This window comes from Erwinia typographi, assembly GCF_000773975.1.
Taxonomy (GTDB): domain Bacteria; phylum Pseudomonadota; class Gammaproteobacteria; order Enterobacterales; family Enterobacteriaceae; genus Erwinia; species Erwinia typographi.
Map to the genome: position 1 here is coordinate 148,035 of NZ_JRUQ01000040.1, position 11,391 is coordinate 159,425.

Consider the following 11,391-nt stretch of genomic DNA (forward strand, 5'->3'; position numbering starts at 1 on the left):
GAGATAATTTGAGGATGCTATCATATTTTCAGGACATTTTACGAACTCCCTGCTATAATCCGCGCCGTTTTCCCGTTCTTTAACATCCAGTGAGAGATAACGATGCATCCAATGCTCAACATTGCCGTGCGCGCTGCGCGCAAGGCCGGAAATTTAATTGCCAAGAATTATGAAACCCCGGACGCTGTCGAAGCCAGCCAGAAAGGCACTAACGACTTCGTAACCAATGTTGACCGCGACGCCGAGCGCCTGATTATTGAGGTGATTCGCAAGTCCTACCCGAAACACACCATTATTACTGAAGAGAGTGGTGAGTTAGCCGGTGAAGACCAGGATGTGCAATGGGTTATCGATCCGCTGGATGGCACTTCTAACTTTATCAAACGTCTGCCTCACTTCTCCGTCTCTATCGCCGTGCGCATTAAAGGCCGCACCGAAGTCGCCGTGGTTTACGATCCGATGCGCAACGAGCTGTTCAGCGCGGTTCGTGGTCAGGGCGCCCAGCTAAACGGTTACCGCCTGCGCGGCAGCACCGCTCGCGATCTGGACGGCACCATTCTGGCAACCGGCTTCCCGTTTAAGCTGAAGCAGCACGCCACGCCTTACATCAACATCCTGGGTAAACTGTTCACCCAGTGTGCCGACTTCCGCCGCACCGGTTCCGCCGCGCTGGATCTGGCTTATGTGGCCTCTGGCCGCGTTGATGGCTATTTTGAGATTGGCCTGAAGCCGTGGGATTTTGCCGCCGGTGAACTGCTGGTACGCGAAGCTGGCGGGCTGGTGACGGACTTTGTTGGCGCACACGGCTACCTGACCTCTGGCAACATCGTTGCGGGCAACCCACGCGTAGTGAAAGCGATGCTGGCAACCATGCGTGATGAGCTGAGCGAAGCGCTGAAGCGCTAATAGCGGCCGGTTTGGTAGCGAGAAGGCAGGAGCAATCCTGCCTTTTTTGTCCCGGCAATCTAGTGAATAAACATCGGCCTGATGCCGCCGGACATTTCTGGCTGCGCGCTCAGCCACAGCATCATTCCTGCCGCCACCAGCAGCATCCCGCCCACCAGTGACAGCCCGGACCAGCCCACCTTCTGCCAGCCAGCCGGTGAACCACCCCGACTCAGCTTCAGCGCCAGCGCCCTGGAGAGCTGCACCAGCAGTGCCATTGCCGAAACGGTCAGCGCCGTGCCCACCGCCATCACCAGCGCCGAAAGGACGCCCCAGGCGTATACGCCAATCACTTTCGAGAACAACAGCATCATGATCGCCCCTGAACAGGGACGAAGCCCCATCGAAAGCACCACCAGAGCTTTGGTTCTGCCGTTTACCGCCTTGTCCAGCATCTCGCCGTCAGGAACGTGCTGATGACCGCAGCCGCAGTGCTCATCATGCTGATGCCCGGCCGGAACAATCCGCTGGATTTTCATCGCCGGGACGGGACGCACCGCCAGCCAGATGTTGCGCAGCGCACGCCAGCAGAGCCACAGCCCAAGCCCGACCACCAGCAGATAGCTCCCCTTTTCCAGCCAGTAGCTGCTGAGATGCAGCTGGCGGGACGAAAGCCTGAGCACCACCAGCATCACCGTCACCAGCAGAATGGCCACCGCGCCCTGCACTATCGCCGCGGCCATCGTCAGTTTCAGGCTGGTTTTGACCCTGGTCGGATGGGTTGCCAGGAAAGTGGCAATCACCACTTTGCCGTGGCCTGGCCCCAGCGCATGCAGTACGCCGTAAACCAGGCTGAAGCCCATCAGCATCAGACCGGCCTTGTGTGGATGGCTGACAACCTGCTGAAGCAGCCCGGTCATCTGCTGATGCAGCGTTTTCTGCCAGAGAATGCTTTGCAGCAGGATCTGCGGCCAGTGCTGCCAGACGGCAACGCCAGCCGCCACGAAAAGCAGCGCCAGCAGGTAAAGCGGCCAGGCCTGAAGCCAGCCGCGTCGGGCGCGAGAAGGAAGAGAGTTTACTGACATGTCAGGGTTACCTTCTGGGCAAACTGCCGCCCCAGATCCATATCTTCAGGCGGCGCATCGGCTTTATCCAGCGACAGCGCGTAGGCCTGCAATGACGAATCCGGTTTCGGCGTTTTCAGGGTGAATGTGCAGCGCTGAGCCAGCTCAGCTGGAATGTGCAGGGACTTGTCAGAATCGTAATACATATCCACAAAGTAGCTCGGATCAAAAGTTGAAAAAATGTAGCGCTGCCCTGCCAGCGGCTGCGGTTCGCCCAGAGGTAAAATAAAGTCCAGCACGGCCTTGTGGCCCTGCTTTGAAAGATGATATTCGGGCGGCAAATTATCGAATTTCACCGCTTTGCCCTGATGCCAGAACTCACTAAAGTAGTGCTGACCCAGCACGTTTGCCATGACTTCAGCCGCCAGCTTTTTCCACACCACCGAATCCGGCTTCGCGTCGCCCGCATCGTAGAGCAGATCTGCCGAGGTGATTTCATCCATCACCCAGTGCATTTTCAGGCCGGTAATCTGGTCGTCCTTGTGAACCAGCGTCGCCTGCATATCAATAAAGCTGTGCGGATGAGACCAGGCTGACGGCATCAGCAGCAGGGCAAGCGCGCCCGGGACCAGCTTAACAAACATGTTATAACGTAACAAATTCAGTTCCTTCTCCTGCCGGGGCAAAAATTCTGTGACCTGCCTTGAAAGCTATAAATAAATCTGGTTTTGCATCGCCTCCCGCGACGGCAACCAGTCTAAGCTTAGCGGGATGACTTTTCACGGGGATAGCAGACGATGAGTTTACCCTCACCAGAGCCTGGTGCCCTCTCCAGTCCGCAGCGTCATTGCCAACTGCTTTTGCTACTCTATCTTCCCGAACTTCCCGTGTCAGTTGATGTTGTGTGTCAAATTAATCGGGTGGATCGGTCGGTTACCCGGCAAGATATAGCGGAGGTCGAGGCGGAAATCCAACGCTATCATCGGCTGGCGCTACGGCAGGACGCGGCGGGGATCTGGCGAATAAGCGGTGCGGAACTGGATCAGCGAATGTGCCTGTTGCACTGGCTACGCCGTGCTTTACGGCTGACGCCAGACTTTGTTCAACAGCATTTCGCGCCGCACATCAAACGCCAGCTCAAAGAGAAGCAGATTGAGAAAGCGCTGTACGATGAGCGGAATCTTCTTGCGCTGACGCAGCACTGCGCCCAGCGGCTTGCCCGCGAGTTTAGCGAGCGCGACCGCCAGTTTATTCAGCTTTTTATGCAGCACTCGCTGTGTCGCCAGGCCAGCGCGGCCTTTAGCGAGGCTCAGCAGGCCTGGCTGGCTGGCAGAGTTGAGCATCAGGTGGCTAAAGAGGTGGTTCGTCACTGGCAAAAGCGCGCTAAGGCAGCGCCTGACAACAGTGAAAGCTGGCTGATTGCGCTACTGTTCAGCCGGATGCACGCGCCCGTTGCGAACGATGCCCGTCATGATTATGAGCATCAGCTGCTGCAAGCCATACACCGGCTGATTGAGCGCTTCCAGGCGATGTCAGGTATGCGTTTTAGCGATGAGAAAGGCCTGGCGGACCAGCTCTATACGCATCTGGCGCAGGCGATCGAACGATCGTTGTTCGGCGTGGGGATCGATAGCAGCCTGACGGAAGAAGTCAGCCACCTCTACCCGAAGCTGCTGCGCACCACTCAGGCGGCGGTAGCGGAATTTGAGCAGCAGTACTCCCTCTCCTTCTCGCTGGAAGAAATGGGGCTGATAGCGATTCTGTTTGGCGCCTGGCTGATGCAGGAAAGCGCATTGCAGGAGAAGCAGGTGCTGCTGCTGACCGGGAAGGATCGTGAGCTTGAACGTGAAGTCGAGCGGCAGCTGAGAGAACTGACTCTGCTGCCGCTCAATATCAAATATCTTGACGTGGTGGAGTTTCAGCGTAGCAGCGCGCCAAAGGGGATCGCGTTGGTGATCACCCCCTACGCCACGCCGCTGCCGCTTTACTCACCGCCGTTAATTCATGCCGAGCTCCCGTTGCAGCTTCACCAGCAGCAGCGCATCAGGCTGCTGCTCGAGTCCTGAACGGGGGTAAGATCAGGCGTAAACCGGGAAGCGCGCGCAGATATCCAGTACCTGCTTCTTAATGCGTTCCTGAGTCGCTTCGTCGCCGATATTATCGAGAATATCGCTGATCCAGCCAGCCAGCTCGCGCACTTCAGCCTCTTTGAAACCACGACGGGTCACGGCAGGCGAACCGATACGGATACCAGAAGTTACGAACGGGCTCTTCGGATCGTCAGGCACGCTGTTTTTGTTAACGGTAATGTTTGCGCGGCCCAGAGCGGCATCGGCTTCTTTACCGGTCAGGTTTTTGTCCACCAGATCCAGCAGGAACAGGTGGTTGTGGGTACCGCCGGAGACAACTTTGTAGCCACGCGCCAGGAACACTTCGACCATCGCTTTAGCGTTTTTCGCCACCTGCTGCTGATAAACCTTGAATTCAGGCTCCATCGCTTCTTTCAGCGCAACGGCTTTACCGGCGATCACATGCATCAGCGGGCCGCCCTGGCCGCCAGGGAACACGGCGGAGTTCAGCTTTTTATACAGCTCTTCATCACCGCCTTTCGCCAGGATCAGGCCGCCGCGCGGACCCGCCAGCGTTTTGTGGGTGGTGGTGGTCACGATGTGGGCATGAGGAACCGGGTTCGGATATACGTCAGCGGCGATCAGGCCCGCAACGTGTGCCATATCGACAAACAGCCAGGCGCCGATGCTGTCGGCAATTTCACGCATTTTAGCCCAGTCGCAAATCCCGGAGTAGGCAGAGAAGCCGCCGATGATCATTTTCGGCTGATGCTTGTGCGCCTGCGCCGCCAGATCTTCGTAATCGATTTTACCGGTTTCATCGATGCCGTAAGGCACCACGTTATACAGCTTGCCAGACAGGTTAACCGGAGAGCCGTGAGTCAGGTGGCCGCCGTGCGCCAGGTTCATCCCCAGAATGGTGTCGCCCGGCTGGAGCAGCGCGGTGTAAACGGCGAAGTTCGCCTGAGAGCCAGAGTGCGGCTGCACGTTAGCGTAGTCCGCGCCGAACAACGCTTTCGCGCGATCGATAGCCAGCTGCTCAACGATGTCCACATACTCGCAGCCGCCGTAGTAACGCTTGCCGGGATAGCCTTCGGCATATTTGTTAGTCAGCTGAGATCCCTGAGCCTGCATCACGCGCGGACTGGTGTAGTTTTCAGAAGCAATCAGTTCAATATGCTCTTCCTGACGCACTTTTTCCTGCTCCATTGCCTGCCACAACTCGGCATCATAATCGGCAATATTCATATCACGCTTTAACATCCGCATCTCCTGACTCAGCTAACAAAATAATCGATAGTGAACGGCCCCTGTGGGCGAAGGCCAACAGTGTAAACTGTTTTACCTGCTGAGGGGTAGCCACAAAGCGCGTTTTCTACGCAAACGATTGGCTCCAGTACTGGCGAGGGTTAATTACCGTTTTTGCAAGCGTTTGCAGCCTGATTTTTCGTCATCTTCTCCCTGCCATATTTTCATCTTGCCTCCCCTGAATATGGCGAAAAATTTCCCTGAAAATAAAAGGTGTATTTACAAGCAAGGAGAGGACCCTATAAGATGCATTTAAAATGCAACTTTAAAACCCCTCAAGGAGCCTTTCTATGCTTGATGCTAAAACGATCGCCACCGTTAAAGCGACCATCCCGGCACTGCTGGCGACCGGACCCCGCCTGACCGCCCATTTTTACGATCGCATGTTTGCCCACAATCCTGAGCTGAAAGACATTTTTAATATGAGCAATCAGCGCAACGGCAGGCAGCGCGAAGCGTTGTTCAATGCACTTTGCGCTTACGCCGTCAACATTGACAACCTCGGCGCCCTGCTGCCAGCGGTGGAAAAAATCGCTCAGAAGCACACCAGTTTCGCCATTCAGCCGGAGCAGTACCAGATTGTCGGCACGCACCTGCTGGCAACGCTGGATGAATTGCTGAGTCCGGGCGAAGAGGTGCTGGAAGCTTGGGGTAAAGCCTACGGCGTACTGGCGGGGGTGTTTATTGAGCGTGAAGAGCAGCTTTATCAGCAGACAGAGCAAAAAGAGGGCGGCTGGCGCACGCCGCGAGCGTTCCGCATTAGCGAGATTGCAGCAGAGAGCGAGGTCATCAAAAGCTATATTCTCTCGCCGGTCGATGGCCAACCGGTGGCGGACTATCAGGCCGGTCAGTATCTTGGCGTCTGGCTGCGCGATAAGCGCTTTGCCAATCAGGAGATTCGCCAGTATTCGCTGACCCGCGCGCCGAACGGCCGTGATTATCGTATTGCCGTGCGCCATGAGCCGGGCGGCATCGTCTCCGGCTGGCTGCATCAGCACGCCAGACCCGGTGATGAGATCCATCTGGCGGCGCCTGCCGGTGATTTCTTCCTGACCGCCGAAGCGGAAACCCCGGTCGTGTTCATTTCTGCCGGGGTGGGCCAGACGCCGATGCTGGCGATGCTGGATGTGCTGGCGTCGCGGCGGCATCCTGCCCGCGTGCAGTGGCTCCATGCGGCCGACAATGGTCAAAGGCACGCTTTCCGCGAGGAAGTCACTGCTTTAGCGCAGCAGCTGCCACACTTTTCCCAGCATATCTGGTATCGCGAACCGCTCGACCAGGATCGGGGGCTTTATGACACCGCAGGGGTGATGAATCTGCTGCCGATAGAGAGCCAGTTAAGCGATCCAGCCACTCACTACTATCTTTGTGGGCCGACAGGCTTTATGCAGCAGGTCGCGGGACAGCTGGTGAAGCTGGGGATTGAGACCTCCCGCCTTCACTATGAGCTGTTTGGCCCGCACCAAATCCTGTAACTGAGGGGCAGAAACAACATCGCCGCCCCTGACAGGACGGCGATGGCAATGGCGCAGCAGCAAAGGCGTGAAACTCAGATCGCCTCTTCGTCTTCCTCGCCGGTACGGATTCGCACCACGCGCGCGACGTCAAAGACAAAAATTTTGCCATCGCCAATCTTACCGGTTTGCGCGGTGCGCATAATCGCTTCCACGCAGGTATCGACGATATCGTCGGCGATAACCAGCTCAATCTTCACCTTCGGCAGAAAATCCACCATGTATTCCGCGCCACGATAGAGCTCGGTATGTCCTTTCTGACGACCAAAACCTTTCACTTCGGTTACGGTCATCCCGGTGATCCCAACTTCGGCCAGCGCTTCACGCACGTCGTCGAGCTTGAACGGTTTGATAATGGCATCAATCTTTTTCATGGCAGACCCTTTTCATTCCCTCCGCGCCGGAGAGTAATCTTTATTCAGTATACGTGTAGCGGACGCGTGCCGCTGCGCGGTCCGTCTCTTTTTCAGGCAGCTAAGCTAACATATCTCGGCCCGGAAGCGGCACTGAAAAAAACTACTCTTTAAAATCAGAGGCATCCAGCTCGTGGCGCGACAGCAGCTTATAGAATTCCGTCCGGTTGCGCCCGGCAAGGCGTGCCGCGTGGGTCACATTGCCCCTGGTCATTTGCAGCAGCTTGCGTAAGTAGTTGAGTTCAAACTGATTCCTCGCCTCAACAAAGGTAGGCAGCGCGGTATTTTCGCCGACCAGCGCCTGCTCGACCAGCGCTTCACCAATCACTGGCGCGGAGCTTAACGCCACGCACTGCTCAATCACGTTCACCAGCTGACGCACGTTGCCAGGCCAGCTGGCGGCCATTAGCCGCTTCATCGCATCGGTGGAGAAGCTGCGCACGAAAGGTTTGTGCCGCTCAGCCGCCTGCTTCAGTAAATGGTTCGCCAGCAGCGGGATATCCTCCGCCCGCTCGTGCAGCGCGGGAATTTTCAGGTTCACCACGTTCAGGCGGTAGAAAAGATCCTCGCGGAACTCTTTCTTTTCCATCGCCTTAGGCAGATCCCGGTGCGTCGCTGAAAGAATACGCACGTTGATCTCCTGATCGTGATTACTGCCCAGCGGGCGCACCTTGCGCTCCTGGAGCACGCGCAGCAGCTTCACCTGCAACGCCTGCGGCATGTCCCCTATCTCATCAAGGAACAGCGTTCCGCCCTCCGCAGCCTGGAACAGCCCTTCACGGCTGCTCACCGCGCCGGTAAACGCGCCCTTCGCATGACCAAACAGCTCGGACTCCAGCAGCTGCTCCGGCAGCGCGCCGCAGTTGATGGCAATAAAAGCCTGGCCGGCGCGCGGGCTGGCGGCGTGGATAGCCTGGGCCAGAATCTCTTTCCCCGTACCGCTCTGACCATTGATCAGCACGCTGACGTCCGACTGGGCAACCATTCGCGCCTGTTCCAGCAGGCGCAGCATCACCGGGCTGCGGGTCACAATACTTTCGCGCCAGGCATCATCGCTGGCCGGAGCCCGGTGAGCCAGCGCCTGATCGATGGCGCTGTACAGCGCATCGCGGTCGACCGGCTTGGTCAGAAAGCTGAAAACGCCCTGCTGCGTGGCGGACACCGCCTCAGGGATCGAACCGTGCGCGGTCAGGATAATCACCGGCATCCCCGGCTGCTGCTTCTGCACCTCGTTGAACAGCGCCAGGCCGTTCATCTCATCCATCCGCAGATCGCTGATCACCAGGTCGATCTTTTCTCTTTGCAGCAAGCGTAAGGCTTCGGGGCCGCTTTCGGCGGTCTGCACGCTAAAACCTTCGCTGCTCAGGCGCATCCCCAGCAGCTTAAGCAGGCTGGGATCGTCGTCTACCAGCAGTAAATTGGCGGATTTTTTTATCATGGCTGAGCCGCCCCTCCTGTATTCGTCGTCGGTTCCGCGCCTTCGCTCTTGTCCGTGCGGCCACTATCGGAGGCGTCCGGTGAACGGCGTGACGAGAGCTGGCGCTCAATGTCGGTCAACGACGCCAGCTTGCGGCGCGTGACGTTCAGTTCCTTGTTGAGCTGAATCTGCTGCTGGCGCAGGGCATCCAGCTCGGCATCGCTGCTTTGCTGTAGGTGAGCATAGCGGGTTCGCTCTTCGGAAAGCTGCAGCAGGCCCATCTGGTCGTCACGCCACAGCTGAAGCAGCGGCCGGATGGCGGCAGGATAGTCGTTGCTGAACGCATCCAGTTGCAGGATATATTGTCGGCGCTCTACCGGCGTCACGTTGCCGTTGTTCAGCAGCACGCCCCGTTTAAAAGCGCTCTGCCAGTCATCGCCGGACAGGCGGCGCGCTTCGGCACGGGCATCCGCCGGAGAGAGGCGCACGGCGCAGTCCGTCGCCCTCAGCCAGTAAAGCGGGTTGCTCATCGCCTGCTCATTATCAATGTCCCACAGGTGGTCGCAGTCGACCAGTTGGAAATCGGCCAGCTTGTTCCCCGGCTCGGTCAGAGGTTTGCCGTTGATGGTGATCGCCGGATCGGGCGTTTTAGGGGTGCAGGCCGACAGCAGCAAAGCGGCGGCGGTGACGACAGCGTAAAGGACGCGCGTTCTCATTATTAAGCCTTCCCGACAATGGCGTTGAGTTCGATACAAAAGCAGACATCGGCCTGTTCGCTGTTCACCAGCCGCAGATCGCCCTGCATCCGGTGAATACAGTCTCTGGCTATGCTGAGGCCAAGCCCGCTGCCCTTCACGGCGCCTTTACGCTGCTGGTTGCCCTGAAAAAAAGGTTCAAAGATCATTTTCCTCTCCCCCTCAGGGATCGGGCTGCCGGTGTTGGCTACCTCGATCAGCACCTTGCGACCCTGCTGGCTGCTGCGGATCCAGATGGTACCGGATTCTCCCCCGTAGTGTATCGCATTCGAATAAAGATTATCGATGGCCCGGGCCAGCAGCGTGGCGTCGGCCCGGCAAACGGCCACCGGCAGCGTCACCTCCGTCTGCATCATCCTGGCTCTCGCCGTCAGGCTGTGCGAGCTGACGATGCTGTTGACCAGCGGTTCCAGCTGCACCTCGCTCATCGCGACCGGCGCCTCGGACAGCTTGCGGTTGTAATCGAGCAGTTGTTCGATCAGCCGCTGCAAATGGCGGCTGCTTTGATCCAGAATGCTGACCACTTCCTGTTGGTCGGGCGTCAGCGTCCCGACCACCTCATCCGCTAACAGCGCCGTGCCTTCCCGCATACTGGCAAGGGGCGTTTTCAGCTCATGGGAAATATGGCGCAGGAACTCATGCCGCTGCGACTCAAGCCACGCAAGGCGCTCGCTCAGCCACAGTATCCGCTGCCCCAGCGAGCGTAATTCACGCGGGCCTTTATAAGCGAGGTTATGACTGAGCGGCCTGCCCTCGCCCAGGCGGTTAATCATCCGTTCTACCGCTTTAACCGGACCGATAATCATGCGGGTAAACAGCAGCACCAGCCCGAGGCTGAGCAGGAACAGGATCAGAGCCTGCCAGCCGAAATACTGGCCCCGTTCGGCAATCTCACGCTGTAGCTGCAGCCCGCGCGAGAACACCACTTCCCTGGTAGCCTGAACCAGCTGCGCATTCGCTCCTGAGAACGCCTCCAGAGCGTCGGATGACTGTTTTACCGGATTACTGTTATCGCAGCTGATTTTACTCAGCCGATCGAGCGCCTGATGAAGCGTGTCGGAAATACGGTCGTCGGGCAGCACCGCGGCCTGCCCCTCCAGCATCTGGGCATATTTAGCGCGTTGGGTTTGATAGAGGTTAGCGAGCATCGGATCGTCAAGCACGCAGTACTGGCGGTAGCTGCGCTCGAGTTCCAGCGCGGTTCGCGCCATCGCCTCGCTGCGGCGGACGTCGGTCAGGGTGGTTCGGTTAGTATCGGCGGCCCGGTCACTGAGCGCCGAAAGGCTTTCCCATGCCTGCCAGGCCAGCACCAGCAGCGGCAACAGCACCAACAGGAACGCCATCAGCACCAGCTGACGCAGGGAACGGGGGAACAAACGCCATTTTTTCACATGAGTCTCTCATTTTACTCGCTAAACCGATGCTAGCCGAGTAGAGCGCGAGAGGAAAGCCCAGACTGCCAAACGAAAAAAATGGCAGATTCAACGAATCTGCCATTCTCGCCGTGACGACCGCTGTCATCGCGGAAAATTAGGTGGTGCCTAACTCAACGTTGCGTCCGATGCTTGATAAAGCCACTGGGTGGACTGTTATCGGTCTGGTGGACGGCAGGCACCGTATTGTGCGTCATTCTGGATGTTAAGAAGCGCTTGACCGCTTTCGCAGGGCTGTCGTAACCAGGTGAATGAGCCACTACGGTAATAATAGCAATAAGCGTGCCATGTTTCCATTTTTAAATATAACGCACTGATTTTGTTAATTTAAAAATAATTAACCCTCGGGCGCAGACGCATAAAAAAACGGGCAAGAGCAAAAAACTGTCGTCGTTCGGTAACAGTCTTAGGATAAACCGCAGGGTGATAACAAAATCAAACGCTTACATGTCACCTTTCAGCGACACTTGATAGCGGCCACTGTCGCAATTTCGCAACAGGCTGGCAGAAAGCCACAGGGCAGCCGCTGAACG

General features: G+C 57.5%; 10 protein-coding genes. 3 read left to right on the plus strand and 7 right to left on the minus strand.

The genetic code is table 11. The features are described from left to right. Positions 1-102 precede the first annotated feature (102 nt). The gene (gene suhB, locus NG99_RS14055; protein ID WP_034893940.1) at positions 103-906 is read left to right on the plus strand and encodes an inositol-1-monophosphatase; all 804 of its coding nucleotides are present in this window, start codon (positions 103-105) and stop codon (positions 904-906) included. A gap of 59 nt (positions 907-965) precedes the next feature. Here suhB and NG99_RS14060 read toward each other — a convergent pair whose 3' ends face one another. Further along, positions 966-1,970 carry a nickel/cobalt transporter gene (locus NG99_RS14060; protein ID WP_034893943.1) on the minus strand — a complete coding sequence of 335 codons (1,005 nt, stop codon included), beginning with the start codon at positions 1,968-1,970 and terminating at the stop codon, positions 966-968. Next, complete coding sequence (locus NG99_RS14065) at positions 1,961-2,593, minus strand: DUF1007 family protein (protein WP_034893946.1); 633 nt, start codon at positions 2,591-2,593, stop codon at positions 1,961-1,963. Before NG99_RS14065 ends, NG99_RS14060 begins: the two co-directional genes overlap by 10 nt. A 153-nt stretch (positions 2,594-2,746) precedes the next feature. Here NG99_RS14065 and csiE point away from each other — a divergent pair, with 153 nt between their 5' ends. Next, the gene (csiE, locus tag NG99_RS14070) at positions 2,747-4,015 is read left to right on the plus strand and encodes a stationary phase inducible protein CsiE (RefSeq protein ID WP_034893949.1); all 1,269 of its coding nucleotides are present in this window, start codon (positions 2,747-2,749) and stop codon (positions 4,013-4,015) included. 12 nt (positions 4,016-4,027) lie between these two features. On the opposite strand, the gene glyA is transcribed toward csiE, so the two are convergent. Continuing rightward, positions 4,028-5,281 carry a serine hydroxymethyltransferase gene (gene glyA / locus NG99_RS14075; protein WP_034893952.1) on the minus strand — a complete coding sequence of 418 codons (1,254 nt, stop codon included), beginning with the start codon at positions 5,279-5,281 and terminating at the stop codon, positions 4,028-4,030. 335 nt (positions 5,282-5,616) lie between these two features. On the opposite strand from glyA, the gene hmpA reads away from it, so the two are divergent. Further along, the gene (hmpA, locus tag NG99_RS14080) at positions 5,617-6,801 is read left to right on the plus strand and encodes an NO-inducible flavohemoprotein (protein ID WP_034893955.1); all 1,185 of its coding nucleotides are present in this window, start codon (positions 5,617-5,619) and stop codon (positions 6,799-6,801) included. A 74-nt stretch (positions 6,802-6,875) separates the two neighbouring features. Here the strand turns inward: hmpA and glnB are convergent, their stop codons facing one another. From glnB to NG99_RS14100, 4 genes are all read right to left on the minus strand, one after another. Then, positions 6,876-7,214, minus strand: coding sequence for a nitrogen regulatory protein P-II (gene glnB / locus NG99_RS14085; RefSeq protein ID WP_013203412.1), 339 nt, complete (start codon positions 7,212-7,214; stop codon positions 6,876-6,878). Between the two features lie 142 nt (positions 7,215-7,356). Next, positions 7,357-8,691, minus strand: coding sequence for a two-component system response regulator GlrR (glrR, locus tag NG99_RS14090; protein ID WP_034893958.1), 1,335 nt, complete (start codon positions 8,689-8,691; stop codon positions 7,357-7,359). Beyond that, entirely contained in the window at positions 8,688-9,386 is a 699-nt protein-coding gene (qseG, locus tag NG99_RS14095) for a two-component system QseEF-associated lipoprotein QseG (RefSeq protein WP_052130708.1), read from the minus strand. The genes glrR and qseG overlap by 4 nt, the downstream gene beginning before the upstream one ends. Before the next feature lie 2 nt (positions 9,387-9,388). Then, positions 9,389-10,816 (minus strand): sensor histidine kinase, encoded by a 1,428-nt coding sequence (locus NG99_RS14100; protein ID WP_034893961.1) that lies wholly within the window; start codon positions 10,814-10,816, stop codon positions 9,389-9,391. Positions 10,817-11,391: the final 575 nt, after the last annotated feature.

Coding starts and splice junctions, on each gene's coding strand:
- glrR (WP_034893958.1), bottom strand. CDS start 8,691: ATGATAAAAAAATCCGCCAATTTACTGCTGGTAGACGACGATCCCAGC.
- hmpA (WP_034893955.1), top strand. CDS start 5,617: ATGCTTGATGCTAAAACGATCGCCACCGTTAAAGCGACCATCCCGGCA.
- NG99_RS14065 (WP_034893946.1), bottom strand. CDS start 2,593: ATGTTTGTTAAGCTGGTCCCGGGCGCGCTTGCCCTGCTGCTGATGCCG.
- qseG (WP_052130708.1), bottom strand. CDS start 9,386: ATGAGAACGCGCGTCCTTTACGCTGTCGTCACCGCCGCCGCTTTGCTG.
- csiE (WP_034893949.1), top strand. CDS start 2,747: ATGAGTTTACCCTCACCAGAGCCTGGTGCCCTCTCCAGTCCGCAGCGT.
- suhB (WP_034893940.1), top strand. CDS start 103: ATGCATCCAATGCTCAACATTGCCGTGCGCGCTGCGCGCAAGGCCGGA.
- glnB (WP_013203412.1), bottom strand. CDS start 7,214: ATGAAAAAGATTGATGCCATTATCAAACCGTTCAAGCTCGACGACGTG.
- glyA (WP_034893952.1), bottom strand. CDS start 5,281: ATGTTAAAGCGTGATATGAATATTGCCGATTATGATGCCGAGTTGTGG.
- NG99_RS14060 (WP_034893943.1), bottom strand. CDS start 1,970: ATGTCAGTAAACTCTCTTCCTTCTCGCGCCCGACGCGGCTGGCTTCAG.